Here is a 26,072-nt window from a genome sequence, read left to right as displayed (position 1 = left end):
GCCGTATGAACTACGATGCGTAGAGGTCCTTGTAGGCGTCGCGCAAGAGATTCTTCTGCACTTTGCCCATCGTGTTGCGCGGTAACTCGTCGACGAAGATCACCCGCTTCGGATGCTTGTATTTCGCCACCCGTTCGGCGATGGCGCCGAGGATTTCGGCGGCGGTGATCGTCGAGGCCGGCGACCGTACCACGACCGCCGTGACGCCTTCGCCGAAATCAGGATGGGCGACGCCGATGACCGCGCTTTCGCTGACCCCGTCGAGCGCGTCGATCTCGCTCTCAAGTTCTTTCGGATAGATGTTGTAGCCGCCGGAAATGATCAGGTCCTTGCCGCGCCCGACAATGTGGACATAGCCGTCGGCGTCGATGATGCCGAGATCGCCGGTGATGAAGAAGCCGTCGCCGCGAAATTCGGCCTTGGTCTTTTCCGGCATGCGCCAATAACCGCCGAACACGTTCGGGCCTTTCACCTCGATCATGCCGACCTCCGCTTGGGCAAGCGTTCCACCGCCGTCGGGATCGGCGATGCGCAGTGCCACGCCGGGCAAGGGGAAGCCGACCGTGCCGGCGCGCCGTTCGCCCTCATAGGGGTTCGACGTGTTCATGTTGGTCTCGGTCATGCCGTAGCGCTCGAGGATCGCGTGGCCGGTGCGCTCGCGCCATGCCTTGTGCGTCTCGGCCAGCAGCGGCGCCGATCCGGAAATGAACAGCCGGATGGTCTTCGATGACTCGTGATCGAGGGCCGCCTGCTGCAGCAGTCGTACATAGAACGTGGGGACGCCCATCAGGGTAGTGGCGCGCGGCAGCAGCGAGACGGTGCGGGCCGGGTCGAATTTCTGCTCGAACAGCATTGAGGCGCCGGCCATCAGGATGACGTTGGTGGCGACGAACAGCCCGTGCGTATGGAAGATCGGCAGCGCGTGGACCAGCACATCGCCGCTCGTGAAGCGCCACTGGTCGACCAGCACGCGCGCGTTCGAAGCCAGGTTCTCATGGCTGAGCATGGCGCCTTTCGAACGGCCGGTCGTTCCCGACGTATAGAGGATCGCCGCGAGATCGTCCGCGCCCCGCTCGACATCGTGGAAGTCCGAAGATTGCCTTGATGCCTGGTCCGTCAGCGACCCCCGGCCATTGCGGTCGAGCGTGACCACGACGGCGCCGGATGCCTCGACCAGGCGCCCGATGTCGGCAGCCCTTGCCGGATCGCAGACGATGACGCGCGGTTCGGCGTCCTCGAAGAAATATCCGAGTTCCGTCAGCGTGTAGGCGGTGTTGAGCGGCAGGAAGACGGCGCCTGCCCGCACGCAGGCAAGATAGAGCAGCAACGCCTCGGGGCTTTTCTCGACCTGAACGGCGATCCGGTCGCCCGGCTCGACATCCAGTTGCAGGAGCGCATGCGCCAGCTGCGCCGATCGCGCCAGCATGTCGCCATAGGTGAGCGAGCGGCCGTCATCCGCCTCCAGCAAAAGACGATCGGCTGCGGGCATCCGGGAGCGGAAAGCGTCGAACAGGTGATTGCTCATCATACCCTCCGGCTACGGCCGTTGATGGCGAGGCTTGCTACAATTTGCGTCAGCTTGCCGCGCTGTCGGCCGCTGACCTGATGGCCTCGATGTTCGCCCGATACGCCTCGACGCTGCCGCCCTTGAAGACGGCGGCGCCCGCCACCAGGACGTTGGCGCCGGCGGCGGTGACCAGCGGTGCGGTTTCGGCGGAAACGCCGCCGTCGATCTCGATATGGATGGGGCGGTCGCCGATCAATGCTTTCACCCGCTTCACCTTCTCGACGATGCCCGGGATGAAAGCCTGGCCGCCGAAGCCCGGATTGACGGTCATGATCAGGATCAGGTCGAGCCGGTCGAGCACATATTCGATGGCGCTTTCCGGCGTCGCCGGGTTGAGCGACACGCCGGCCTTCTTGCCGAGGTTGCGGATTGTCTGCAGCGAGCGGTCGAGATGCGGTCCGGCCTCGGCATGAACCGTCATGCCGTCGCAGCCGGCCTCGGCAAAGGCGGCCAGATACGGATCGGCAGGCGCAATCATCAGATGGCAGTCGAAGAATGCCTTGGTGCGGTTGCGGATCGCCTTGATCACCGGCGGGCCGAACGTGATGTTCGGTACGAAATGCCCGTCCATCACGTCGAGATGGATCCAGTCTGCGCCGGCCGCCGCCACCGCTTCCACTTCATCGCCGAGCTTCGAAAAATCCGACGCCAGCACCGAGGGTGCGATCAGGGTTTTCTTGCTCATGGGACGGCCTTTCAGGGTGCGTTTGCCTCGATCGATTGCCTAATGCGCGGAATGTGGCTTGTCGAGTGGGCACGTCGTTCGGGCGACGATGTGAACAGCGGGGCCCCGGTCGGGATCAAATCGCGCTCCTTTTCGCGACCTGACGTATGGCGGCGTGCCGCCAAGGAAAAACCCCGCCGGCGAACCGGCGGGGTCTCGATGTCTGTCGCGCGGTGCGCGGTATCCTACTGCAGAGTGTCCAGCGGCCTGCGTCTCGGCTGCAGGTTCGGGTTGAGCAGCAGGCCGGGATTGACCTCGATCGAAGGGTTCCGGCGGCCGGGGACGCAGTTCGGGAACCGCCCGACCGTCCCTGGCGGACAGAAACGCCTGACGCCTACCGGCTGGCACTGGCCGTTGATCATCCGGGCGCCGGGCGCGCATTGCTGCTGAGATCCGCGGCATGCGCCGTCGATCACCTGGGTCCCGCGTGGGCAGACGCAGGCGCCGCCCTTGCCGTGGACCTGACCGCGGATGTCGCACTGTTCCACGGTCCTGACCGGCACGCAGGCCCGGCCGCGCAGCTGTGTCCCGTCCGGGCAGACGCAAGCGCCGTCCTGGGTGCGGACCTGCCCGCGCAGCAGCGTGCATTGCGAAGGCTTCTGCCTGTCGGGCACGCACGCCCTATTCTGCCGATGCGTACCGTCGGGGCAGGTGCAGCTGCCGTCGGGTGTCGGCACCGCGCCGCGGATAGTGCACCGCTGGTTGATGACCTGGCAGGCGCCATTCACCACCACCCCTTGCCGGCATACGCAGTCGCCATCCTGGTTGCGGTACTGGCCGGGCAGCAGGTTGCACTGGCCCGAGGGCTGCTGGTTGCTCGGCGCGCACCGTCCGTTCCGCACCTCGCTTCCGCGCGGGCAGATGCATTGCCCGTCGGTGGTCCGGACCTGCCCCGGCAGCAACACGCAACGCTGCGGAATGGGAAGCGGCAGAAGGTTGATGCCACCGCCCGATGAGCACTGGCCGTTGCGGAAGCTGGTGCCTTGCGGGCAGACGCAGTTGCCGGCGTCGTTCATGACGAAGCCCGTGGAGCACCCCTGCTTCACCTCATGCGTGATGGTGAAGGGGTGGCAGGCATAGGCCTTGCCGCGATCGCCCTGCACATTGGTGGCATTGCCGGGGAGAACGTCGCCCCCGCCCTGCACCGGTGTGTCGGGTGGCAGGACGCCGACGCAGTTCTGGCCGTTGACGGTGCCTTGCAGGCTGGCAAGACGGCCATCGTCGGGAATGACCACGGTCACATGGTGAACGTTGCTTTCCCCGGCTCCGAGCGACAGGTTGGCGATGCAGGAGGCCGGCAGCATTGCCGGTTCCGGCGAGCAGCCGAAAGGCGGATCGATCGAAGTGATCGCAACGCCGTCCAGTCGGCCGAGGCCGTCTACGCCGATCGCATCACCGATGCGGACCGCGCCGGAGAAGGGTCCTGGCCCATCATTGGTGATGGTGATGGTGAACGAGCAGGGCCGACCAACCTGGCAGCTGCTGTCGCCGGTCTTTTCGACGCGGATGCTGGAGCCGCCATTTGGATGACGGATGCGTTCCGCAGCGCAGGCCTTGTTGTTGGAGAGGTCGGTTTCGCCAGGGATTGGCTTCACCTCGGCGCAGTTCTCGACCGTGTCCGATCGATATCCGGCCGGCATCACCGCCGTGACTACGATCGATGTCGAGGCGCCCGGCACCAGCGTGATGCCGGCATCGTCGCAGCGGAACTGGCCGGGGCCCGTCGGTCCGCATGTCCATGGCGGGGTCGGGCCGAAGGTCGAGGATGCCGGCGCGCCACCTGGATAGGTGTCGGTCACCGTCAGCGGGCCGCTATAGGTGGCGGTGCCGTTGTTGATGACATCAATCACGAAGGTGCAGACGCCGTCGGCCGTACACACTTCGCCGCGAGCCCGCTTCTTCAGGATCAGGTCGACTTTCTTCTCGACCGGCGGCTGGCAGTCGCGATCGCCACGCTGGCAGATCGGGATCGAGGCACAGCCCCTGTCGTTCTGCTGGCTGCCGAACAGCGGCTTGCCGCTTTCGCTGTAGTCATAGGTGGCGCAGTTGCGCAAGACGTGGCCTTGCCAGCCCGGAGCCGGCTTGAAGCCGATAGTGAGGTCGACAAAGGCGCCCGGATTGAGCGTGGTCACCGGATAGGTGCAAATCATCGGGCTTGTCGTCGGCGTACAGACCCAGGGCGCGTTCGGTCCCGAATCGATGGTCGAACCGGCAGGCAGCGTCACCTCGTCGAGCACGATCTTGCCGTTGTAGGGAGCCGTGCCGACATTGGTGACCCTGATGGTGAAATCGCAGCCGCCCGCCATCGTGCAACGTGGCACATCGGCATGCTTTTCCACCTTGAGGTCCGGTTCCTTGTCCCGTGGCGGACATTTCAGGTCTGGCGGGATGACGATGTCGATCGTCTGTGTGCAGCAAAGGCCCCAGCCTTCCTTCGGGCCGGCATAGGAGTTGATGCCGGTGACGATGATGTGGATCGTCTCGCCGGGTGACGCACCGACGATCTTCCAGTTGAGCACGCCGCCGCCCGAAGGCACCTGTTGCGTGTCGGGGATGATGGTGATGCCCGGCGTCGTCGTCGAAAGCTGCACCCACTTGCCGCCCATCTCCGGGCCAACCGGCATGTGGTAGATGAAGGCGCCGCCGCCAGGCACGCAATCGACCGTGCCTCTTTCGACCTTGAAGCATTCATGCTGGGGAGGAGGCGGTGGGTTGCATTTGGTGACGTCGATCTTGATCGATGTCTTGACGCCGGTGAGAATGTTGCCGTCGTCGGGCATGCTCGGATCCTGCGACGGGATGACGGTTCCCGTGCCGCCGCCCTTGGCCACCGTGATCATCCCCTGGTTGTCGACGATGGTCGGCGAGGGAAATGCCGCATGGTCGATCTTGGCGGTGATGCGGAAGTTGATGACACGCTCGTTGGGAATGCCCAGGCCAGCCAGATCCGACGCCGAGATTCGGAAATCGGAAACATCGGCCGTATCGTTCGGGCTGGCCGAGGTGCTGATCGTGGCGGCGGGCAGGGGCCCGCCCGACGAATCCGTGCCGTCGCCGGACACCTGCACATTGACGACCCGCAGGCCGTGCGGAAGCTGGTCCTTGAAGTCGAGCCTTGCGGCTTTCAACGAGGCCACGAGGCTTGGGTTGGCAAAGCTCTGCGGATCGCCGCGCAGGCCGAAGCTCAGCGAATATTCGACGTAGTCGCAGCCTCTTTGCCCGCCCGTCTTGGTGAAGAAGGGCACGACCCGGCCCGGCTCCGGATTGATGATGCGGGAATTGTCGAGATCAAGGCCGGGATCAGGGTTGGCGGCCTGGCTGGTCTTGGCCGCGAGGTCTTCGGTGAAGCCCGGCGTGGTGCCGAGCATGGCGACCGCGATACCGGGCGCCATCAGCCAGCGCGAACCGCGCCTGGCATATGACAGGGGTTTCATGATGGTCTCCATGACGGTTGGTCGGGTGCTCGTCGCGAGCGGGGAGAGGGCAAGAATGGTCATCTTTCCCTCCTCAGCGTTCGCAACTGACGGCTGGCGTCCGGAGCGGCACGGTCATCTTGCAGCAAGGGTAATAGCCGCCCTTGTCCTGGTCGGACTTCCTGTAGAAGCAGAGCCCGACATTGACTGTATCGCCCGGATTATGGCCGGTGATATCGATCGTGTATGGCGCGCCAGGCGCGTGCGACTGGGGTGTGGTCACCCCGACGCCCGGCGTCCTGGACTGAGCCGTGATCGAATCGCCGCCCAAGCCGGCATGGTCATGGAGATAGAGATCAGCCTTGAGCCCCGATGGCGTGCAGAAATACTGGACATCCTCGACGTCGAGACAGGGAGGCAGATTGCCGGGCGGTGGAAGGTCCGGCGGATAGAAGGGTGGCAGGTAGCCGCCGCCCGGAATCTGTTCATAGTAGCCGGCACGGCCCTCGCAGGGGTGCCAGACCTTGACGTCGCCGACATGGCCTTCAACGTCGGGGTCTTCGAAATAGCCATCGAAATCGGTGAACCAGGAGCCGAAAGGCGGCACATTCGCCGGCTTGACCAGCACGGTCGGCGTGATCTGCACGCCGTGAACGGCCAGCGGCCCGCCGGCGGCGAGCCGGTCGGCAAGAGTGGGGTTCTCACGCAGTTTGTCGCCGGTGTTGATCAGCGTGTCAGTGCAGACGCTGGTATCGAGATTGCCGTCGGCGTCGTAACCATATTGCAGGTCGACACCCCCCGCTGACTGCCGGTTGCCGTCCGGGAAACCGACCGCGTATTCCTGCGGCACCGGCACCCAGGTTGATTCCGTCGCCGGGTCGTCCGGATTTTCGCGCCAGTAGCGGATGACCTCGCCTTTGCCGGAATCGGCGAACAGGCTGTAGTCGTAGCGGTTCTCGACCGGGCCGCGCTGGGCCAGGTACATGAAGCCCTTGTTGTCGAAGGCGATATCGGTGACGGCATAGTCCTGATCGGCCTTGACGGTCAGCTCCCAGCGCGGATCGCCAGCGAATTTGCCGTCGCGGGTAATGCCCACCGACCAGATCTCGGCTTTCTCGCCGACCGAATAGTAGAGCCGCCCGCCATGGTAGGCGACGGCCCAGACTCGGCGCTCGTCCTGTGTATAGCCCCAGGTCGCGGGGTTTTCCGTGTCGAAGGCGGCGCCCTGTATGTCCATCACCGAGCCGTCATCGGCGACCGGGGCGAGCCCGTGCGCCGGACGCCCGGCGACACCATGGTCGAACGTATCGACCGGCGCGCCGTTGGCGTCGATGCGGTGGATCAGGCCGGTGTCCAGGTCGGAAGCGAAGAACTGGCGGTGATTGATGTCGAATGTGATGTTGCCGATGCCGGGACCGCTGTTGGTCTCGATGTCGGCGAACTTGCTGACCTGGCCGGTTATGCCGTCGATCTTCCAGATCGTGCCCGGCCCGCCGCCATTCTCGGCGCCGAACTGGCCGACCATGAAGGTGGCGCCTGCCATGCCGTGGTGCTGTCGCCGCGGCCTTCCGTCGCCCTTGGTGTCAGGCGTGACGATGCGAATGCCGTGCAGCGAACTTGCCGCCGCATAGAGGTTGGGAACGCCGGACGGAACGCCTTCGCGCACGCCGTCATCATAGGTGAGGCCGAAGACCTGGCCGATCTGGCTGGCCGTCACCTCGAAAGGCGGCGGCGTCGAGACAAGCTGGCCGGAAGCCGGCCCGCCGAGATGGGAAACGTCGAACACGCGCAAGGTGGCGCGCGTCGTGTCGATGAAGGTTTCGTCGACCGGGTCGACGCCCGGAGGCAGGCCCTGGTCGAAATTGGGAATGATTGTGCCGGAAAAACCGGTCACCGCCATCGATCCCGGATAGATGATCTGCGTCTGCGGTTCCTGCGCCGCGGCAGACCCGCTGAACCATAGGCTGGCGGTAAGAGCCAGCGCCAGGAAGCCGCCGATCGTGTGGATGGCGTGGCGCGGGCGGCCGGCGGGGGACATGAACGAGCCGTGGACGCGAGACATGGAGCTATCCCCGTAGGCTGGGGGAGAAACGCCCGGTCTCGCCGCGCGAATCAGGGCAAGGCGCGGCGTTCCGTCACGTTTTTCCCTGATCGAATTGTCTGCTTTCCTCATTGTGACGATACGCCTGGTCTTACGCAGGGTCAACGGAATCAGCGGAAAGCCCAGCGCATCCGATCCGTCCCGAAGGCGGTGGTCGCGCTGGGCTCCCATTGTTCCCGGAGACCTTGGAGCCTCTGGGGTGCTGGTCATGGGGACTTCCTTTCCGGGCCGCGCCATGCGGCTCCTGAGCGTCAGTCGCCGCTCGGGATGGAAAGGTTCATGGATGACCTCGGCCGAAGCGAGGCATCAGCTCATATGGCTGATCGGGCAGCGCTCGCGCACGCAGACGGACTCGTCGCAGACCCTGCAGACGACATTCTGGTCGTCTCCCAGGTCGACCAGCGCCGGCAGCAGTTTTTCGACCAGCGCGCCAAGGCTGCGCGTCTCCTCGGCACTGAGAACGCTGACGGCGCGCTCGATGACGGCGCGGCGCGCGGCCAGGTTGCGCTGGAAGACGGCTGTGCCGGCCTCGGTGAGATGCAGCGCCTTCGACCTGCGGTCGCCGTCGATGCCGCTACCCCGCACCACCAGCTCTTGCTCGACAAGGTGATCGATCAGCCTGACGGTCGCCGAATGTGACAAGGCGATGGTGCGCCTGAGCACCTCGATCGACAGGCCGGGGTTCGAGCCGATCTGGACGACAGCGGCGACGGCGCTGGGGCCAAGACCGGTATCCGCGCCGAACGCCTTCTCCATCTTGTCGACCAGGGCGAGGCTCATGGCGCCGAAGATGTTTTCCAGCCGGAGCTTTTCCCGGCTTTCGCTTGCGACGTCTTCTGCCATCACCATATCCTGGCGGGGATAATCCTATGCATGATGCATAGTTATGCCGTTCCCCGCCGGCCGGCAAGGACGGTGGACGTCTTCAGCAGAATGCTTGCGCGTTGCGCAGCCTGTTCTTATATACGCGCCAAGCCGTTCGGTGCCGGAATGCCGGTTGCCGGAACGGGATTTCTTGTGAACAGGGGCTTTCGTCGGAACGCCTGTACGGGTCCTGAGAGCCTGCTTAGCGGAGAGACTAGAAAAATGGCAAAAGTAATCGGTATCGATCTCGGCACCACCAACTCCTGTATCGCCATCATGGATGGCAAGGAGCCCAAGGTGATCGAGAATGCGGAAGGCGCGCGCACCACGCCTTCCATCGTCGCCATCAGCGGCGACGGCGAACGTCTGGTCGGCCAGCCGGCCAAGCGCCAGGCGGTCACCAATCCTGAAAACACAATCTTCGCGGTCAAGCGCCTGATCGGCCGCCGCTATGACGATCCGGTGACGGACAAGGACAAGAAGCTTGTCCCCTACAAGATCGTCCAGGGCGACAATGGCGATGCCTGGGTCGAAGCCGGCGGCAGGAAGCAGTCGCCGTCGCAGATCTCGGCCATGATCCTGCAGAAGATGAAGGAAACGGCGGAGGCCTATCTCGGCGAGAAGGTCGAGAAGGCGGTCATCACCGTTCCCGCTTATTTCAACGACGCCCAGCGCCAGGCCACCAAGGACGCCGGCAAGATCGCCGGCCTCGAAGTGCTGCGCATCATCAACGAGCCGACTGCTGCCGCGCTCGCCTACGGCCTCGACAAGAAGGAAGGCAAGACCATCGCCGTCTATGATCTTGGCGGCGGCACGTTCGACATTTCGGTTCTCGAAATCGGCGACGGCGTCTTCGAGGTCAAGTCGACCAACGGCGACACCTTCCTCGGCGGCGAGGATTTCGACATGCGTCTCGTCGAGTATCTGGCCAACGAGTTCAAGAAGGAACAGGGCATCGACCTGAAGAACGACAAGCTTGCCCTGCAGCGTCTCAAGGAAGCCGCGGAAAAGGCCAAGATCGAGTTGTCGTCGACGACCCAGACCGAAATCAACCTGCCCTTCATCACCGCCGACGCGACCGGACCGAAGCATCTGACGCTGAAGCTGACGCGTGCCAAGTTCGAAAGCCTGGTCGAGGATCTCGTCCAGCGTACCATCGAGCCCTGCAAGGCAGCACTCAAGGATGCCGGCCTGAAGGCTGGCGAGATCGATGAGGTCGTTCTGGTCGGCGGCATGACCCGCATGCCCAAGATCCAGGAGATCGTGAAGCAGTTCTTCGGCAAGGAGCCGCACAAGGGTGTCAACCCCGATGAGGTCGTCGCACTCGGCGCCGCCATCCAGGCCGGCGTGCTGCAGGGCGACGTCAAGGACGTGCTGTTGCTCGACGTGACGCCGCTGTCGCTCGGCATCGAGACGCTGGGTGGCGTGTTCACCCGCCTGATCGAGCGCAACACCACGATCCCGACCAAGAAGAGCCAGGTGTTCTCGACGGCCGAGGACAGTCAGTCGGCCGTAACCATCCGCGTCTTCCAGGGCGAGCGTGAAATGGCCGCCGACAACAAGGCGCTCGGCCAGTTCGACCTGGTCGGCATCCCGCCGGCCGCGCGGCGTGCCGCAGATCGAGGTCACTTTCGACATCGACGCCAACGGCATCGTCAACGTCTCGGCCAAGGACAAGGGCACCGGCAAGGAGCACCAGATCCGCATCCAGGCTTCGGGTGGCCTTTCGGACGCCGACATCGAGAAGATGGTGAAGGACGCCGAGGCCAATGCCGAGACCGACAAGAAGCGTCGCGGCCTGGTAGAGGCCCGCAACCAGGCCGAGGCGATGCTGCATTCCTCGGAGAAGTCGCTGAAGGAATATGGCGACAAGGTATCGGAAGCCGACCGCAAGGCAATCGTCGATGCCATCGCTGCCCTGAAGACAGCTTCCGAAGGCGACGACGCCGCCGACATCGAGGCCAAGTCGCAGGTGCTTGCCGAAGCTTCGATGAAGCTTGGCCAGGCCATGTACGAGTCTTCGCAGAAGGAAGCGGCGGAAGCCGACGCCAAGGCGGACGCCGCCAAGGATAGCGACGTGGTCGATGCCGATTTCGAGGAAATCGACGAAAACGACGACAAGAAGAAGTCGGCCTGAACGGCCTGACGGCTGACAAAGCGGAAAAGCCCGGCGCAAAGCCGGGCTTTTTTGCAACCTTGGCTGAAAAAATGCGAGCAAGCGCGCGCTGACACTGGCATCCCGGCTCCATCGCACCTAAATCGGAACGGCAATGCCGGCAAACGACGCAACAATGCTTGAAGACATTGAGCATCCGGACAGCGGGAAAAAATGAAAGCTGATTTCTACGAAACGCTGGGTGTCCAGAAGGGCGCCGACGAGAAGGAGCTCAAGAGCGCTTTCCGCAAGCTCGCCATGCAGTTCCATCCCGACCGCAATCCGGGCGATCATTCCTGCGAGCACAAGTTCAAGGAAATCAACGAAGCCTACGAGACGCTGAAGGACCCGCAGAAGCGCGCGGCCTATGACCGCTTTGGTCACGCCGCCTTCGAGCAGGGCGGCATGAACGGCGGCGCGCAGGGGTTTGGCGCCGGCGGCTTCGCCGATATTTTCGAGGACATTTTCGGCGACATGATGGGCGGGCGCCAGCGCCGCTCCTCTGGCGGCCGCGAGCGTGGCGCCGACCTGCGCTACAACATGGAAATCTCGCTGGAAGAGGCGTTCGCCGGCAAGACCGCGCAGATCCGCGTGCCAGCCTCGATCTCCTGCACCGAATGCTCGGGCACCGGCGCCAAGCCCGGCACCCAGCCTGTCACCTGCTCGATGTGCAACGGCCATGGCAAGGTGCGCTCCACGCAGGGCTTCTTCTCGATCGAGCGGACCTGCCCGCAATGCCAGGGCCGCGGCCAGACCATCAAGGACCCGTGCCCGAAATGCGCTGGGCAGGGCCGCGTCACCGAGGAGCGTTCGCTGTCGGTCAACATTCCGGCCGGTATCGAGGACGGCACCCGCATCCGGCTTGCCAATGAGGGCGAGGCCGGGTTGCGTGGCGGTCCGTCGGGCGACCTCTATATTTTCCTGGCGGTCAAGCCGCACGAATTCTTCCAGCGCGACGGCGCCGACCTCTATTGCAAGGTGCCGATCTCGATGACGACGGCCGCCCTTGGCGGCTCCTTCGAGGTGACGACGCTGGATGGAAGCCAGACCAAGGTGAAGGTGCCGGAAGGCACCCAGAACGGCCGCCAGTTCCGCCTCAAGGGCAAGGGCATGCCGGTGCTGCGCCAGGCCAATATCGGCGATCTCTACATCCAGACCGCCGTCGAGACGCCACAGAGCCTGTCGCGTCGCCAGCGCGAGCTGCTGGAGGAGTTCGAACAGCTCTCGTCGAAGGACAATTCGCCCCAGTCGAGCGGCTTTTTCACCCGCATGAAGGATTTCTTCGAATCCTTCGGCGAGCGTTGATGCATGCCGCCCAAAAGCGGGAACCGGTTTTGGGACAACGACATGCCGACAAGAATCAAAGGTATGCCGGGTCAATCCATAAAACGCGTCGCGCCTTGAGGTGCGACCAAAATTATCTTGTCCACGACATTGGCATGACCGCACCTTGCCTTGGGTCACCCAAGTGTTAAGTACCATCTTGGGGCGCTCTGGAGAACTTGCATGACACGTGGTCCCGGGTTGCGGAAAACGCTAGCCGAAAAGTTTGACGACGAGCTCAAATTCTTCAAAGGGTGGATCGACAAGCCGAAGACGGTCGGCTCGATCGTGCCGACCAGTTCCATCACCGCTCGCAAGATGGCTTCGATCGTCAACCCGAAGTCCGGCCTTCCGGTTCTCGAAGTCGGGCCGGGCACGGGTGTCATCACCCGCGCCATCCTGGCCCAGGGCGTGCGGCCCGAAAACCTCTACGCGGTCGAATATTCCACCGATTTCGTCCGCCATCTGCGGCGGCTCTATCCCGGCGTTAACGTTATCGAGGGCGATGCCTTCAATCTCGATGCCACGCTCGGCGACAAAAGCGGCATGATCTTCGATTCCGTGGTCTCCGGCGTGCCGCTGCTCAACTTTCCCGTCGCCCAGCGCATCGCCTATATCAACAGCCTGCTCGACCGCATCCCGGCCGGCCGGCCGATCGTGCAGCTGACCTACGGCCCGATGTCGCCTATCCCGCCCGGCCGCGGCAACTACACGGTCGAGCATTTCCATTTCGTCATCCGCAACATTCCGCCGACCCAGCTGTGGATCTACCGGCGCGGGGCGCATTAAAACGTGCGTCAAACTTGCCGCGACGCTTGGCTACAAAAGCGACATGATCTTCGATTGCATCGTTTTCAGGCCTGCCGCCGCTCCAGTTGACCTAAGGCCCGCTGTCGCCAGTGGCGACTATACGATCGAACATGCCCTGTCCGAAGGCGGGAACAGCGGCATCTTGACGATACACATCAGGCGGCTGCTACCCTAGAGCAAAATCCGAGCGGATAGAATCGATAGGGGTTTCGTTGGGATTGGAAATCTGATTCAGCATATCTGCTGGATTCGGAGGCCGGCATGGCATGGCGAAATCCTTATCGGAAGATTTGCGGGCTCGGGTGGTCGCAGCGGTTGATGGCGGCCTGTCGCGACGGGCGGCAGCGGCGCGATTTGGCGTGGCGGCGGCAAGCTCGGTGCGTTGGGTCCGGGAATGGCGCGAGACCGGAGCCACCTGCGCAAAGCCGCAGGGCGGCGACAGGCGGTCCCACCGCGTTGAAGCGTATCGCGACATCATCCTGGCGGCGATCGAGAGGCGGGTGGACATCACGCTGGTCGAACTCGCCGAGTTGCTGCGACAGGAGCATGGCGCGTCGTTTGCGACGAGCACGATCTGGCGGTTTCTCGATCGTCACTCCATGACCTTCAAAAAAAACGGCGCACGCCAGCGAGCAGGAGCGGCCAGACGTGGCGGCGCGACGAAACGCCTGGTTCGACGCCCAGCCCGATCTTGATCCCGAGCATCTGGTCTTCATCGACGAGACCGGAGCCTCGACAAAGATGGCTCGACTGCGGGGGCGCACGAAGCGCGGGATGCGGTGCCGATCGCCAATCCCGCATGGCCATTGGAAGACGACGACGTTCACCGGCGCCCTGCGCCTCACTGGCATGACCGCGCCAATGGTCCTGGACGGCCCGATGACTGGCGAATGGTTTGTCGCCTATGTCGAGCAGGTTCTCGTGCCGACGCTGCGGCCCGACGATGTCGTGATCCTCGACAACCTGCCGGCGCACAAAAGCGCAGCCGCCCGTGTGGCGATCGAAGCAACCGGCGCAAGGATGATGTTCCTCCCGCCCTATTCCCCCGACTTCAACCCGATCGAGAACGCCTTTTCCAAGCTGAAATCGATTCTACGCAAAGCCGCCGCACGAACCGTCGCGGAATTGTGGGATACCATCAGCGCCGCACTGCCTTGCTTCACACCAACCGAGTGCGCCAACTACTTCGCCGCAACAGGATATGAGCCGGAATGATCAGATTCTGCTCTAGCAGTGCTATATCCGCCCAAGGGCTTGAGCCAGTCATTGTAGAATTCGCTCTTGAGAAGTTGGTCCTGACTCAGGTCATGTTCCGGATGCCCAGCCTTGCCCACCTGCATGCCAGCAATTCCAGGCACCCAGACGTTCCTAGCGGCGTAATAATTATCGTAACTGACGAGCAGATCTGGATCGACTGGGCTGGAGAGCGCACCAAGGCTGGCATTGGTCACGACATCATGGCCGTGCATGACGATCATCGTGCCGGCCATCAAGCCAGATAGTTGATTGACGAAATCCGACCAGAGCCCCGGACCAAGGGCTGCTCGATAGATAGTATGCAATAGCTGGTCGAAATTCTCGCCTGTCAGTTCAGTCATTGGCAATGCACCCCGGATCTTCGCGCCGAAGTGGACAGTAATTCTCTTGGACTGCAGCGCGCAAGCCAAGATACGGCAATGTCACGACTCGTTCGAAGTGCGGAACCGCAGTCGAATTATCTGCTATCCCTTTTTTCAAACATGACGCATCTGCGTCATGTTTCAGGTCCCGCCTCATGATTTAGTGGCCTCATTGGGGTGATCCTGGGTGGCTTTCAAACTACTGCTGCAACAGGCCTTGGATTCTATCCGCCATTAATTTGAGTTTGAGGGGCTGCATGTTGAACCGATTGCTACTCGCTTCTACTTTTCTCGTCACGCTTGTCGGTGGCGCTGCGGCAGCTGATATCATGAATATTGCTTCCCAACCGGCCGGCTTTGTTTGGACCGGCGGCTATGTCGGATTGAATGCCGGCTACGGTTGGGGCAGGGTCGACAACATTGTCCACTCGCCCATCGATGGCCCGATCGGCAATCTCCCAACTCTTGAACCCAAAGGATTCTTGGGAGGCATCCAGGCCGGCTACAACTATCAGATGAACAATGTTGTCATCGGTGTGGAAGGCGATATTACCTTCGGTAAACTCAATGATTCGGCATACCGTGACCCGATACCGCAGACGAACTACTTCGAGACGGAATACAGGTCCTTGGCGACGCTGAGAGGGCGGCTTGGATTTGCAGTGGACCGGCTGCTGGTCTATGGCACAGCTGGCTTGGCGGTGGCGGATATCAAGGACCGCTACGGTTTCCAGGATGATCCCGGCTTTGACTACACCAGATCTGGTTGGAAAGCCGGTTGGACGATCGGGGTCGGCGGTGAGTATGCTGTAACCAATCAGTGGACAATCAAGGCGGAATATTTGCATGCCGATTTCGGAAGTCGCGACCTGAACGTCGGCGATGCTTGGGGCGATATTGGTTCGCCTGACTCTACCCAGACAAGCGATCATACTTTGAACGTTGTTCGCGTCGGCCTGAACTACAAGTTTTGACTGATGTATACTTTCGACCAAAAAGCCCGGGCCTTGCCAGACTGTAGAGAGAAAATGCCTTGCCGCGATGAGCTGGCGTGACCACGATTTTGGTTCGATGATGTCAGCCTGGTGGGATTGGACGATATCGATGAGGCGAAAATCCTGACATCGGCACAGGTCGCCGACACTTATCCGCCTGCGGGCCTAGGCCGAGTCGGCCCTGCATCCGGCGCTTGACGAGTTTGAATTTGGCAATCTTCCCCTTGGTTTGGCCATTGGACCAAGGAGATGTGATCGCGGCGCTCACGTATAATTCGCGGGAGTAAGTGTATCCCTGAGTCAGCATTTTGGCGGTCGCGATGGCGGCTTCGCCGCTGAAGAAGGGGTGCCCGTTCATTTCTCTGCTGCAGCCATACCATCGCAGAGAACACCTTCGAGTTTTTCGACGTCACGGCCGACGCGCTTGCCTGCTAGAGGCGCTGTTGGTTACTGCCAACAGGGGCAATGGGAGGGATGATGGGCACGCGTGCATTACTTTTCACGTTGGTTGTTTTGGCTTTTTCCCTACGGCAGGTTTCGCCGAGGAAATCGATGGCCTAACCAAAGTCGTTGCCGGGAAGCCCCTAGGAAAGGACATTGCAACCGGGTTGAGCGTCTATCGCGACCCGCTGTCCAATGTGAAAGCTTACGGGATGCTGCTGGCTTCCCCTCCGCTCCCTGTTCGCGAGGGCAGGTACTCGCTACGCATTGAGCTCCATAAAGGCGACTGCGGAAAGAGCACGGATTGGGACGATTGCTATTACTCAAACGAGCGTGTCGAACTTACAACCCCCGAACAGAACTGGATCAAGCCGAGTTCTCGCACCAAATACGGGTGGAGTATCTACCTCCCGGGCGACTGGAACCCCAAGGACCTTTCGCAGATCGTCATGGGCCAATTCCATCAAGCGGGTTCACATCCGGCATTCCAATTTTTCTACCAAAGCCAGGGTGGTGGTCTGCAAGTGAAGCGCAGGGTGGATGAAACGCGCAACAGCGTCGGCACCAACGTTCGTACGATTATTGACGAGAAAAACCTACGCGGCCGCTGGCACGATATCCGCGTCGAAGCATATTGGCGAAAAGCCCAGGACGGCTATTTCAAGGTCTTCGTTAACGACGCCCTAACCTACGATTTCAGGGGCCAAACTATGTCCGCCAAAAAGGTATATTTCAAACTCGGCGTTTACCGCATCGGACCGCCGATGGATGCGCCAAATCTTGTGGTATTTTATGACAAGATCTGGCGGCAATAACCCAATTTGGACCCTCCCGAGATCGAACAACCAGGTTCGACTCGACCTGACCTGAATCTAAACACACGCGTTTGCACCCAAATCGGTTTCGATTTTTCGGCTCCCGCGCGTTGATTTGAACGGCCTCTGGCTGTACCTGTCCGGGAACAAGGTTGGCCAATGGCAGTGATCCCGAAAATCCTCGTTTTCGCCGGCTCGATCCGGACCGGCGCCTTCAGCGGCAGGACCGCCGACGTGGCGCAGACGGAACTCGCCATGCAGGGCGCGGTCGTGACCCGCATCTCGCTCGCCGACTATCCGCTGCCGATCCTGGACGAGGATCTTGAAAAGGAAAAAGGCATTCCCGAAAATGCCATGAAGCTTGGCCGTCTGATCGCAGCCCATGACGGGCTTCTGATCGCGACGCCGGAGTATAACGGCTCCATCCCGCCATTGCTCAAGAACACAATCGACTGGGTGAGCCGGGTGCGCAAGGATGGCGGCCGGCAGTTCAAGCCCTTTGCCGACAAGCCCGCCGCGCTGTGTTCCTCCTCCGACGGCAAATTCGCCGGCATACGCTGCATCAACCATCTGCGCGCCGTGCTGGTCAGATGCCAGCTGGAAGTGATCACACCGGAATGCTCGGTCTCGGGCGCCAGTGGTGCATTCGACGAGGATGGGCATTTCGCGGACGAAAGACTACGCCAATCGATGGAGCATCTATGTCGCACGCTGATCGAAACATCGCGAATGCTGTCGACTCGGGTCGAGGCGTGATGGCCGATACCATGCAGGCCCAGTCCACCCATGCCCAATCTGTTCAGGCCCAATCCATTCAGGAAAGACTGATCGTCGGCCTCGACGTGCCGACGGTGGCTGAAGCCGAGAAGGTGGTGCGCGAACTCGACGGCGTCGTCTCCTTCTACAAGATCGGCTACCAGCTTGCCTTCGCCGGCGGGCTCGACTTCGCCCGCGAACTGGCCAGCGGCGGCACGAAAATCTTTCTCGACATGAAGCTGCTCGACATCGACAACACGGTGGCCAAGGGCGTCGAGAACATCGTCAGGATGGGCATGAGCATGCTGACGCTGCACGCCTATCCCAGGACGATGAAAGCGGCGGTCGAGGCAGCGAGGGGCAGCGACCTCTGCCTGCTTGGCGTCACGGTGCTGACCTCCATGGACGAGCAGGACGTGATCGACGCCGGCTATGAATATGATCCGCACACGCTCGTGCTGAGACGGTCCGAACAGGCGCTCCATGCCGGCATGGGCGGCATTGTCTGCTCGGCCGAGGAAACAGAGGCGGTGCGGCGCATCGTCGGGCCTGACATGGCGGTTGTCACGCCGGGCATAAGACCCAAGGGCAGCGACCATGGCGACCAGAAGCGCGTGGTGACGCCGGCGCAGGCGATCCGCAGCGGCTCCAGCCACCTTGTCGTTGCCCGCCCGATTGTCGGGGCGGTTGACAGGCGCGCGGCGGCCGAAGCGATCCTGGCTGAAATGCGCTCAGCCTGAGGACAAGTCGGCGGTCACCCGGAGCGACTTTCAAAACCGGTCCTTGCCTGCACGGACAGCAACAGGAGAAAAACATGCCCAAGGGATACTGGATCGCCCGCGTCGATGTGCGCGACGCCGAAGGTTACAAGGACTATGTCGCCGCTTCGAAGCTGGCTTTCGACCGTTTCGGCGCGAAATTCCTGGCACGGGGCGGCGCGCATGAGCTTGCCGAAGGCGTGGGGCGCGCCCGCAACGTCGTCATCGAGTTCGAATCGCTCGCTGTCGCGCATGACTGCTACCATTCGCCGGAGTATCAGCGCGCGGTCGCGATCCGCCAGAAAGTCGCCGATGGCGAGATCGTCCTGATCGAAGGCATCTGAAGAGGTGATGGATCAGCGCTCGTCGGTCGCGAGCGCTTCGGCCTGGTGGCGATGCCCCAGCATTTCGTAGCCGACGACGGTGACGGCCGGCGCGAACATCAGGATGACGAGGCAAACCGCCATGTCGACGCCAGCAAGCGCGGCGAAGACGGCAAGTGCCACGACGGCCGCTGTCGCGCCCAGCAACCAGATGTGGAACGGGTCGAAGCGCCGAACGAGATAGGTGTAAAGCGCATAGATCGACACCAGGAAGACACTGACGGGCACCGCGGCGGCAAGCAGCGTCGGAAGCGGTCCGATGCCAGCCTTGTGCTCGATGAAATAGGCCGCGACGTGCAGCCCGGCTCCGGTCGCGACGATGGCGACCACGATCAGCATCTGCCCATAGCCCCAGATGAACGCACGGCCACGGTGGGCATGAAGTATCGGCGCCGAGGGCAGCATGTAGTAGACCCACCACATGCCGAAGGTGAGGCCGGTGCCCGCGATGCAGACCAGGAATGCATCCATTGACCAGCCCTGCTCCTCGACCACGGCCGATAGGGTCGCGAGTGTGCCGACGACCCCTTCGCCCAGCGCGATGATGGCGAACAGGCTGTAGCGCTCGGCCATATGATGCGCGTGCCAGGGCGTGCCGCCATCCCTGCGTTCCGCGACCACCGGCCCCGCCAGTTCGATGAGCCCGAGGATGCCGGCAAGGATGATGCTGGTGCCGACCGAGAAATCCACGAGGATCTGCACGACCCAGCCGATCTGGGCGACCGCGATGGCGATGGCGTAGGTCAGGCAGGCCCGGCGCCGCACAGGGTCTTGCCTGGCAGCGCGCAGCCATTGGAAGAGCATGGCCACCCGCATGATCACATAGCCCAGCACCATCACCGAATTGTTGAGGTGCTCGCCGTGTTCGATGGACGCGAACATCCGCGGCAGGCCGATCGCCAGCACCAGAACGCCGATCATCTGCACCATGGTGACAAGGCGGAAAATCCAGTCGTCGGTGTCATAGGCCGAGGAGAACCAGGAGAAATTGATCCAGGCCCAGCAGATGGCGAAACTGGCGAAAGCGAAACCGAGCAGTGCAGCCGTATAGTGGCCTTCGGCCAGCCCATGGGCGAGCTGAGCCGAGGCGAAGCTGAATGCGGTCGCGAAGGTCAGGTCGAACAGAAGCTCGAGCGGCGTTGCAACACGATGCGCCTCGTGTGGATCACGACCAGCCATGCGCCTGATGTGATGGTCAAGGGTTTCGGGGCTGACGGGCGTGGTGTTCATCGCGCGATCTTCGCTAGGGAGTAGCGACCGACACTAGAGGCAAGGCAGCAAGCGTCAAGGCGCTCAGCGAGGGCTACACGCCGCCAAGGCCCAACGGATTCCGGACGTGGCGTCGTGCGGTTCAGGCGCGACGCTTCTAACCTGTCAGCCGGCTTGCCGCCGTCTCGGCCATCGCATCGGCGAGGCTCATGTCCCATTGCGTGCGGCAATAGGCGCGAAAATCAAAGCAGGGCAGGCCGGGGCAGACTTCGAACTCGATGAGATGGAGGGTGTCATCAGCCTCGACCCTGAGATCGATCGAAAACACATCGCGCAGGCCGAGCCCGCTCATCAGCCGCTCGGCGATACGGCGTATCCTGGCATCGGCTCCCGGCTGACTGTCGCCGACCGGCAGCAGCTCCGGTTCTGCGTATTTTCCTTCTGCCTTCGCGGCTTCGCCCGTTTCGCCGTAAAGCGCCATGCTGTCTTCCATGGTCTGGAAATCTGCGCCTGAATCGACAAAGGCGACACCAAGCGCCTCGACTCCAGCACCGGGCTCCAGCCCCAGGAAACTCGCGCGGACATTGCGGCCGGCGACATAGGGTTGCACGACGACATCGTCGCGATAGGCTTCGAATACGCGCCGGCTCAATTCCAGCGCATGGGCGAGATCCCCGCAGCGTGAATCCGGCCAGATGCCGATCTTGGCGCCCAGCCGGTTCGGCTTGACGAACCAGCCGGCCGGGGAGGCTGGCGGTTCCACCAGCCATTCTCCATTGCGGGCAAGGCCCGCCTGCGGCACCGGCAGGCCAAGCGCGCCAAGCACGGCGCCGGAGCGGAACTTGTCCTGGCAGAGCGCGAACAGGGAATCATCGGCGCCGATCGTCTTCAGCCCCTTGAGCCTGGCCAGCGCGGGTGCCGCGCCACCCCGGAAATAGGCGATGCCGTCGGACAGCGTCCAGACAAGCGTGGTCCGCGGATCCTGGCCAGCAAGCGCCTCTGCGGCATCGTCGAGCGCCACCGGAGCAAAGGACAGGCCGCGCTCGACGCAGGCGGCGGCGATCGCATCGAACTCATGCGCAAGATCGGTCGACTGCGCCAGATAGGACGAAATTTCAGTGGCACGATCAGGCGCGTAACCATCGGCGATCAGCCGGTCGAAGCAGGCCTTTTCCGGCTCGTAGACAAGGATCAGCTTCGGCTTGGTGTCGGGCATGGTCGGACGATTCCTGGCGGCGCTTCAGCCTACCATCGCATGGCGCCTGCAATCGGCTTTCGCGAAACCGACGTATGCCAGGCGTATGCGTGACAGCGGTGCACTCAAGCAATCAGCACGCGCGGCTCGAAGCGGCCGTTGATGGGAATGTCGAGCAGGAACGTCATGCCGGCTTGCGGATCGAGCTGGCGCTGTTTCTCGTCCTTGCCCGACCAGGCGGAGGTCACCGCCAGACGGTCGGCTTTCTTGCCGACAAAGGCCGGACAGGAGGGCTGTGTCACCGGCATTGCGACCGAACGGACAAGCTTGCCGTCGGGACCGTAGGCCTTGACGACCTTGCCGCCCCAGCAGGCGTTCCAGAGAACGCCGTCGCGGTCGAGCACCGAGCCGTCGATATAGCCCATGGACGAGCGATGATCGACAAAGACCTTGGGCTCGCCGCTCGGCAGGCCGGTCGCCGGGTCGCAGTCGACACGCATCAGCAGGCCGCTGCTGGTGTCGGTGTAGTAGGCGATTGTTCCGTCTTCGGAAAAGCAGATCGAGTTCGAGACGGTGATGTCCGAATACAGGGTGCGCAGTTCGCCCTTGAAGAACCAGTAGATCGAGCCGGCGCCCTTCTCTTCCCTCTTGCCCATCGTTCCGACCCAGAAGGCGCCGCAGGGATGGACGCGAGAATCGTTGGAGCGGGTGACCGGATTGTCGGCCTCGATCGCGGTGTGCAGCGTCAGTCTGCCGGTCGCCACATCGCGAACATGCAGGCCGGTCTCGGTGGCGATCAGCTGTCTGCCATCGTCGATGATGGCGACGGCGCTGGCCATCTGGCCGAGCTCGTGGATTCTGACAGCGCCGCCGGCGAGACCCTTCTCCAGCATATGGCCGTTGACGATGTCGAACCAGAAAAGCGCGTCGGTGCCGGGATCATAGCTCGGCCCTTCTCCCAACTGGCAGACATGGTCGGAAAAGACGGAAACGATTTCGCTCATCATGCCTCTCCGAAGGCCGCGTCCCAGGCCGCGACGGCGGCGTGTGCACGCGTCGCCACCTCGTCGACGCTCATGCCCGGTTTGAACAGGCTGGAGCCGAGGCCAAACATGGTGACTCCCGCCGCCTTGTAGCCGGCAAAGTCTTTCTCCGAAACGCCGCCAACCGCGCCCACCAGCGTCGAGGGCGGCAGCACCGCGCGCATGGCGGAAATGCCGGCCGCGCCGATCACGCTTGCCGGAAAGAATTTCAGCGCCGAGGCGCCGAGCCGGATGGCCTGGAAGGCCTCGGTGGGCGTCAGCACGCCGGGCATCGTCACCATGCCGTAGTGCATCGCGCGCCCCATCACCTCGGCGTCGATGTTGGGGCTGACCAACAGCCGCCCGCCGGCCTTGTGCAGACCGTCGACATCGGCCGGCGTCAGCACCGTGCCGGCGCCAACCAGGGCGGTTTTCGGAAGGACTTCCACAATCCTGGCGATCGACGAAAAGGGCTGGGGTGAGTTGAGCGGCACTTCGATCGCCTCGATGCCAGCGTCGAAGATTGCCTGGCCCATGGCTATGGCTTCGGCCGCCTTAAGGCCGCGCAGAATGGCGACCAGCCCGCGCTTGAGCTTCGGAAAGGCGGCTGTCTGGGTCATCTGGTAACTCCGCTTCGGGCGATCATGCCATTCTCTCGTGCCGCTTCGATCAGGCCGGCGCGCACGGCTTGGTCAGCGTCGACGGTCCTCACCGCAAGGCTGGCAAGGCCAAGCGCTTCCCCGTATAGCGACGCCAGCGCACCGGAAGCAATCAGCGCGATGGATGTGGATGCATCTCCATAGCGGCGTCTCGCCGAGGCGATCTCGCCGCCGATCAGCAGGCCGGACAGGCAAGCAGCCGCATCGTCGGGCTTGAGATCCTGGAGCAGGCCAGCGGCGCGGATCGAGAACAGCCGTGAGGTGACGTCGCCGCCCTCGGTCAGCGCCGTTTCGCACCAGCGCCGGAAGAACGGGTTTTCGGCCGTGACCGGCTTTGGATGTTCGCCCAGGGAATGACGCAGGATCGAATGCGCGGCCAACACCGAGAACAGTTCGCCGGTCGGCCAGGTGCAGAAGCCGGCGACGCCGCCGTCTTCGACGACAACCCATTTGGAATGGGTGCCCGGCATGCAGACGACATGGCGTCCCTTTGCCGGCAAACCAGCGCCGGCGAGCTGCGTTTCCTCGCCGCGCATGACGTCCGGTGCGTCGGCCTGGCGCTGGGCGAGACCCGGCACGATGCGAATGTCGCGGCTCTGGCCGGGAATCCCGGCCGCGCCCGCGAGGATGGCACTGAGCGGCGACGGCACGGTCACATAGGGAGCTTCCAGCCAGCCCTGGCGGGAGCCGGCCATGCCGCAGATGATGACTGGCAGCCCGGCCGGCGCGCCCATGGCCGCCAGATGGCCCTCAAGGATGGTCGAAAACCCCTTTTGCTGCGCGGTGATCAACCCATCGTCGCCGCGGCGCTCGGCAAGGACTTTTCCCGCTTCATCGATCAGCCAGGCCCTGAGACGGGTCGTGCCCCAGTCGATGGCGGCGACAGCCGCCCCGCTCACAGGAAGCCCCCGTCGACGATCAGCATCTGCGCGGTCAGCATGCGTGAAGCATCCGACGCCAGGAACAATGCCGTCCCGACCATGTCATCCGGCCGCATCACTTCCTTGATGCACTGTTTGGCGACATGGGCGGCGAGAGCCTGCTCGGTCACCCAGAGATCTCTTTGCCGCTCGGTGATGACCCAGCCGGGGGCGACCGCGTTGACGCGGATGCCGTCGCTTCCAAGCTTGCCGGCCAGACCCTTGGTCAGGCCGACGATCGCCGCCTTGGCGGCGGTGTAGGAGGGCATGTCGGGGTGATTGATCAGATAGGATGTCGATGTAAAATTGATGATCGAGCCGCCACCGGCGCGCTTCATGCCCGGCGCCACCGCCTGCGCGGTGAAGAAGTGCGGCCGCAGATTGATCGCCTGATTGTTGTCCCAGAATTCCACGGTGACGTCTTCCACGGCGTGGCGATCGTCGACGGCGGCATTGTTGATGAGCACGGTGACGTCGCCATGCGCTTCAGCCGCCCTGACAACCGAGGCGCGCAGAGCTTCGATGTCGCGCAAATCGGTCTTGAGATAGAGCGGCCGTCGGCGATGCTCCTTCTCGATGCGGTCGGCAAGCACCAGGCTGGGGCCATCAGCGATATCGATGAAGGCGACGTGCGCGCCCTGGCGCACGAAGCCCTCGGTCAGGGCCGCGCCGATGCCGGAGCCACCGCCGGTGATCAGCACCGAAGCACCTTCGAGGTCGGCAAAATGCGCCGATGGCATCATGATCTGTTTCTCCAAGCCGGACCGGCGCGCATCCTAGCCAGACACGTTCGGCGGGCAAGGGCGAAAAGCAGATTCGTTTTGCTTATGTCTGACAAAAAGACATCGAGCCTTGGCGTGAGCTCAATTTGGCTCCAGACGGATCGCGGATCGGCTGGTCAGATCGCCTTGGCGTGCAGGGCGCCGCGGAACGAATCACGCAGGTAGCCGAGCGTCGCGTCGGCATCGACCGGCCTGCCGAACAAATAGCCCTGCCCGCCGGCGCAGCCGAACTGGACGAGACGATCGGCCTGCGCTTCCTGCTCGATGCCTTCGGCGACGACGTCCATGCCAAGTCCCTCGCACATGGCAAGGATCGCCCGGATGATGTGTTCCGAAGGACGGTCGTCGAGAATGGAGGAGACGAAGGCGCGGTCGATCTTGAGCTTGTCGAAATGGAATTCGCGCAAGCGGCCAAGCGAGGACTGCCCGGTGCCGAAATCGTCGAGCGATACGCGGATGCCGACGCGGCGCAGATCCTCGACGATCTTTTCGGCCGAGGCCGGATCGTTCATCAGGCCGGTTTCGGTGATCTCGATCTCCAGCCGGCGCGGATCGAAGCCGGTGCGGTCGAGGATCGCCAGAATGTGCAGGCCAGTGTTCTGGTCGACGAGCTGCGACGGCGACAGGTTGAAGGACAGGAACAGGTCCTTGGGCCAACTCCTGGCCGCCTCCGTGGCCTTGCGCAGCACCAGCTGCGACAGCGGCCCGATAATGCCGCGCTCCTCGGCGATGGGAATGAAAATCGTCGGCGGCACCGAGCCGAGGTCGCGGTCGGTCCAGCGCGCCAGCGTCTCGAAGCCGACGGTGCGGCGCGTGTTCAGGTCGACGATGGGCTGGAAATGTGGCTCCACCTCGCCGGCCGAGACCGCGCGGCGCAGGGCCTGTTCGATGCGGGTGACGCGCTTGGCAGCCTCTTCCATTTCGCGGGTATAGACGACCACGCGTCCGCGTCCCGAACGCTTGGCGTGGTAGAGCGCCGTCTCGGCCTTGTTGACGAGGATTTCGGTGGTCTCGTCGCCCGAATAGAACAGCGAGCATCCGACCGAGGCCGAAAGCCTGGCCGTGCGTTCGCCGACATCGTAGGGCGCCGACAGGATCTCGATCAGCATGCGGGATTTTTCGGCCGCCGCTTCCTCGCTGAATACCATCGGATAGAGGAAGGCGAACTCGTCGGCGCCGATGCGGCAGACCGTGGAATAGCCGTCCATCGAGGCGCGCAGCCGCATGGCCACCTGGATCAGGATGTCGTCGCCAGCCTTGTGCCCGAACAGATCGTTGATCGGCTTGAAGCCGTCAAGGTCGAGAATGCCGACGGTGAACGGCGCCGGGTCGTCGGCCCGATCGCTGATCAGGCGGTCGACCTTGTCGAAGAATCGACGGTGATTGCCAAGCCCGGTCAACGGATCGGTGAACGCCAGATCCGTTGTCTCCCTGTTTGCCTGACCGGTGCCAAACGACGTTTGCATCGGTGTCCCTGTTTTAGAACTCGGAATTTATTTCCAGACTGTCAGCAAACCCTTTAGGAAACGTATCCCGAAGTCGACTTTTCCCGGGGCAGTGT

At 62.9% G+C, this 26,072-nt stretch carries 21 protein-coding genes and 1 pseudogene; 9 read left to right on the top strand and 13 right to left on the bottom strand.

The window, feature by feature from the left end; genetic code table 11:
* Positions 1 to 10: 10 nt before the first annotated feature.
* The 5 genes from LGH82_RS19340 to LGH82_RS19320 all read right to left on the bottom strand — a co-directional run bounded on the left by LGH82_RS19340 (position 11) and on the right by LGH82_RS19320 (position 8,648).
* Positions 11 to 1,525, bottom strand: a complete 1,515-nt coding sequence (locus LGH82_RS19340) for a malonate--CoA ligase (RefSeq protein WP_227344260.1) — start codon at positions 1,523 to 1,525, stop codon at positions 11 to 13.
* A 49-nt stretch (positions 1,526 to 1,574) separates the two neighbouring features.
* Complete coding sequence (gene rpe, locus LGH82_RS19335) at positions 1,575 to 2,252, bottom strand: ribulose-phosphate 3-epimerase (protein ID WP_227344259.1); 678 nt, start codon at positions 2,250 to 2,252, stop codon at positions 1,575 to 1,577.
* A gap of 224 nt (positions 2,253 to 2,476) precedes the next feature.
* On the bottom strand, positions 2,477 to 5,788 hold the full coding sequence (locus LGH82_RS19330) for a DUF11 domain-containing protein (RefSeq protein ID WP_227344258.1): 3,312 nt from the start codon (positions 5,786 to 5,788) through the stop codon (positions 2,477 to 2,479).
* A 10-nt stretch (positions 5,789 to 5,798) separates the two neighbouring features.
* On the bottom strand, positions 5,799 to 8,042 hold the full coding sequence (locus LGH82_RS19325) for a hypothetical protein (RefSeq protein WP_413771374.1): 2,244 nt from the start codon (positions 8,040 to 8,042) through the stop codon (positions 5,799 to 5,801).
* Between the two features lie 69 nt (positions 8,043 to 8,111).
* Positions 8,112 to 8,648, bottom strand: a complete 537-nt coding sequence (locus LGH82_RS19320) for a MarR family winged helix-turn-helix transcriptional regulator (protein ID WP_227344256.1) — start codon at positions 8,646 to 8,648, stop codon at positions 8,112 to 8,114.
* 243 nt (positions 8,649 to 8,891) lie between these two features.
* Here LGH82_RS19320 and dnaK point away from each other — a divergent pair.
* The 4 genes and pseudogenes from dnaK to LGH82_RS19300 all read left to right on the top strand — a co-directional run bounded on the left by dnaK (position 8,892) and on the right by LGH82_RS19300 (position 14,172).
* A pseudogene (gene dnaK / locus LGH82_RS19315) lies at positions 8,892 to 10,806 on the top strand (molecular chaperone DnaK).
* A gap of 192 nt (positions 10,807 to 10,998) precedes the next feature.
* Positions 10,999 to 12,129 (top strand): molecular chaperone DnaJ, encoded by a 1,131-nt coding sequence (gene dnaJ, locus LGH82_RS19310; protein ID WP_227344255.1) that lies wholly within the window; start codon positions 10,999 to 11,001, stop codon positions 12,127 to 12,129.
* Positions 12,130 to 12,330: 201 nt separating this feature from the next.
* Entirely contained in the window at positions 12,331 to 12,936 is a 606-nt protein-coding gene (gene pmtA, locus LGH82_RS19305; protein WP_227344254.1) for a phospholipid N-methyltransferase PmtA, read from the top strand.
* Positions 12,937 to 13,223: 287 nt separating this feature from the next.
* Positions 13,224 to 14,172, top strand: a protein-coding gene (locus LGH82_RS19300) for an IS630 family transposase (protein ID WP_227343924.1) whose coding sequence is annotated in 2 segments (ribosomal slippage) — positions 13,224 to 13,567 and positions 13,566 to 14,172 — 951 coding nt in all. Because the reading frame shifts where the segments join, the coding sequence is not laid out codon by codon here.
* Here LGH82_RS19300 and LGH82_RS19295 read toward each other — a convergent pair.
* Positions 14,139 to 14,555: a hypothetical protein gene (locus tag LGH82_RS19295; protein WP_227344253.1), complete on the bottom strand. Its 417-nt coding sequence runs from the start codon at positions 14,553 to 14,555 to the stop codon at positions 14,139 to 14,141. The genes LGH82_RS19300 and LGH82_RS19295 overlap by 34 nt on opposite strands.
* A gap of 278 nt (positions 14,556 to 14,833) precedes the next feature.
* On the opposite strand from LGH82_RS19295, the gene LGH82_RS19290 reads away from it, so the two are divergent.
* The 5 genes from LGH82_RS19290 to LGH82_RS19265 all read left to right on the top strand — a co-directional run bounded on the left by LGH82_RS19290 (position 14,834) and on the right by LGH82_RS19265 (position 18,685).
* A complete protein-coding gene (locus LGH82_RS19290) occupies positions 14,834 to 15,550 on the top strand; it encodes an outer membrane protein (protein ID WP_227344252.1) in 717 nt (238 codons plus the stop codon).
* Positions 15,551 to 15,891: 341 nt separating this feature from the next.
* Positions 15,892 to 16,827 (top strand): heparin lyase I family protein, encoded by a 936-nt coding sequence (locus LGH82_RS19280; protein WP_227344251.1) that lies wholly within the window; start codon positions 15,892 to 15,894, stop codon positions 16,825 to 16,827.
* A gap of 159 nt (positions 16,828 to 16,986) precedes the next feature.
* A complete protein-coding gene (locus LGH82_RS19275; protein WP_227344250.1) occupies positions 16,987 to 17,583 on the top strand; it encodes an NADPH-dependent FMN reductase in 597 nt (198 codons plus the stop codon).
* An 11-nt stretch (positions 17,584 to 17,594) separates the two neighbouring features.
* Entirely contained in the window at positions 17,595 to 18,323 is a 729-nt protein-coding gene (gene pyrF / locus LGH82_RS19270; protein ID WP_413771473.1) for an orotidine-5'-phosphate decarboxylase, read from the top strand.
* 74 nt (positions 18,324 to 18,397) lie between these two features.
* Positions 18,398 to 18,685, top strand: coding sequence for a DUF1330 domain-containing protein (locus LGH82_RS19265; RefSeq protein ID WP_227344248.1), 288 nt, complete (start codon positions 18,398 to 18,400; stop codon positions 18,683 to 18,685).
* 12 nt (positions 18,686 to 18,697) lie between these two features.
* On the opposite strand, the gene LGH82_RS19260 is transcribed toward LGH82_RS19265, so the two are convergent.
* From LGH82_RS19260 to LGH82_RS19230, 7 genes are all read right to left on the bottom strand, one after another.
* Positions 18,698 to 19,954 carry a low temperature requirement protein A gene (locus LGH82_RS19260; protein WP_227344247.1) on the bottom strand — a complete coding sequence of 419 codons (1,257 nt, stop codon included), beginning with the start codon at positions 19,952 to 19,954 and terminating at the stop codon, positions 18,698 to 18,700.
* Between the two features lie 136 nt (positions 19,955 to 20,090).
* Positions 20,091 to 21,149 (bottom strand): D-alanine:D-lactate ligase-like protein, encoded by a 1,059-nt coding sequence (locus LGH82_RS19255; protein WP_227344246.1) that lies wholly within the window; start codon positions 21,147 to 21,149, stop codon positions 20,091 to 20,093.
* 104 nt (positions 21,150 to 21,253) lie between these two features.
* Positions 21,254 to 22,135 (bottom strand): SMP-30/gluconolactonase/LRE family protein, encoded by an 882-nt coding sequence (locus LGH82_RS19250; RefSeq protein WP_227344245.1) that lies wholly within the window; start codon positions 22,133 to 22,135, stop codon positions 21,254 to 21,256.
* Positions 22,132 to 22,770: a 2-dehydro-3-deoxy-6-phosphogalactonate aldolase gene (locus LGH82_RS19245; RefSeq protein WP_227344244.1), complete on the bottom strand. Its 639-nt coding sequence runs from the start codon at positions 22,768 to 22,770 to the stop codon at positions 22,132 to 22,134. The genes LGH82_RS19250 and LGH82_RS19245 overlap by 4 nt, the downstream gene beginning before the upstream one ends.
* Entirely contained in the window at positions 22,767 to 23,708 is a 942-nt protein-coding gene (locus LGH82_RS19240; protein WP_227344243.1) for a 2-dehydro-3-deoxygalactonokinase, read from the bottom strand. Before LGH82_RS19240 ends, LGH82_RS19245 begins: the two co-directional genes overlap by 4 nt.
* A complete protein-coding gene (locus LGH82_RS19235; protein ID WP_227344242.1) occupies positions 23,705 to 24,472 on the bottom strand; it encodes an SDR family NAD(P)-dependent oxidoreductase in 768 nt (255 codons plus the stop codon). The genes LGH82_RS19240 and LGH82_RS19235 overlap by 4 nt, the downstream gene beginning before the upstream one ends.
* Before the next feature lie 155 nt (positions 24,473 to 24,627).
* Positions 24,628 to 25,977 (bottom strand): putative bifunctional diguanylate cyclase/phosphodiesterase, encoded by a 1,350-nt coding sequence (locus tag LGH82_RS19230; RefSeq protein WP_227344241.1) that lies wholly within the window; start codon positions 25,975 to 25,977, stop codon positions 24,628 to 24,630.
* Positions 25,978 to 26,072: the final 95 nt, after the last annotated feature.

Origin of the sequence: Mesorhizobium sp. PAMC28654, assembly GCF_020616515.1 — a bacterium.
In the GTDB taxonomy this organism is placed as follows: domain Bacteria; phylum Pseudomonadota; class Alphaproteobacteria; order Rhizobiales; family Rhizobiaceae; genus Mesorhizobium.
The sequence above is the reverse complement of the archived record's forward strand: the minus strand, read 5'-3'. Positions and strand labels throughout refer to the sequence as shown.

What these genes read in the sequence shown, in the direction of transcription:
- LGH82_RS19340 (WP_227344260.1), bottom strand. Translation starts at nt 1,525, where the DNA reads ATGAGCAATCACCTGTTCGACGCTTTCCGCTCCCGGATGCCCGCAGCC.
- rpe (WP_227344259.1), bottom strand. Translation starts at nt 2,252, where the DNA reads ATGAGCAAGAAAACCCTGATCGCACCCTCGGTGCTGGCGTCGGATTTT.
- LGH82_RS19330 (WP_227344258.1), bottom strand. Translation starts at nt 5,788, where the DNA reads ATGACCATTCTTGCCCTCTCCCCGCTCGCGACGAGCACCCGACCAACC.
- LGH82_RS19325 (WP_413771374.1), bottom strand. Translation starts at nt 8,042, where the DNA reads ATGGCGCGGCCCGGAAAGGAAGTCCCCATGACCAGCACCCCAGAGGCT.
- LGH82_RS19320 (WP_227344256.1), bottom strand. Translation starts at nt 8,648, where the DNA reads ATGGCAGAAGACGTCGCAAGCGAAAGCCGGGAAAAGCTCCGGCTGGAA.
- dnaJ (WP_227344255.1), top strand. Translation starts at nt 10,999, where the DNA reads ATGAAAGCTGATTTCTACGAAACGCTGGGTGTCCAGAAGGGCGCCGAC.
- pmtA (WP_227344254.1), top strand. Translation starts at nt 12,331, where the DNA reads ATGACACGTGGTCCCGGGTTGCGGAAAACGCTAGCCGAAAAGTTTGAC.
- LGH82_RS19295 (WP_227344253.1), bottom strand. Translation starts at nt 14,555, where the DNA reads ATGACTGAACTGACAGGCGAGAATTTCGACCAGCTATTGCATACTATC.
- LGH82_RS19290 (WP_227344252.1), top strand. Translation starts at nt 14,834, where the DNA reads ATGTTGAACCGATTGCTACTCGCTTCTACTTTTCTCGTCACGCTTGTC.
- LGH82_RS19280 (WP_227344251.1), top strand. Translation starts at nt 15,892, where the DNA reads ATGGCGGCTTCGCCGCTGAAGAAGGGGTGCCCGTTCATTTCTCTGCTG.
- LGH82_RS19275 (WP_227344250.1), top strand. Translation starts at nt 16,987, where the DNA reads ATGGCAGTGATCCCGAAAATCCTCGTTTTCGCCGGCTCGATCCGGACC.
- pyrF (WP_413771473.1), top strand. Translation starts at nt 17,595, where the DNA reads ATGCAGGCCCAGTCCACCCATGCCCAATCTGTTCAGGCCCAATCCATT.
- LGH82_RS19265 (WP_227344248.1), top strand. Translation starts at nt 18,398, where the DNA reads ATGCCCAAGGGATACTGGATCGCCCGCGTCGATGTGCGCGACGCCGAA.
- LGH82_RS19260 (WP_227344247.1), bottom strand. Translation starts at nt 19,954, where the DNA reads ATGAACACCACGCCCGTCAGCCCCGAAACCCTTGACCATCACATCAGG.
- LGH82_RS19255 (WP_227344246.1), bottom strand. Translation starts at nt 21,149, where the DNA reads ATGCCCGACACCAAGCCGAAGCTGATCCTTGTCTACGAGCCGGAAAAG.
- LGH82_RS19250 (WP_227344245.1), bottom strand. Translation starts at nt 22,135, where the DNA reads ATGATGAGCGAAATCGTTTCCGTCTTTTCCGACCATGTCTGCCAGTTG.
- LGH82_RS19245 (WP_227344244.1), bottom strand. Translation starts at nt 22,770, where the DNA reads ATGACCCAGACAGCCGCCTTTCCGAAGCTCAAGCGCGGGCTGGTCGCC.
- LGH82_RS19235 (WP_227344242.1), bottom strand. Translation starts at nt 24,472, where the DNA reads ATGATGCCATCGGCGCATTTTGCCGACCTCGAAGGTGCTTCGGTGCTG.
- LGH82_RS19230 (WP_227344241.1), bottom strand. Translation starts at nt 25,977, where the DNA reads ATGCAAACGTCGTTTGGCACCGGTCAGGCAAACAGGGAGACAACGGAT.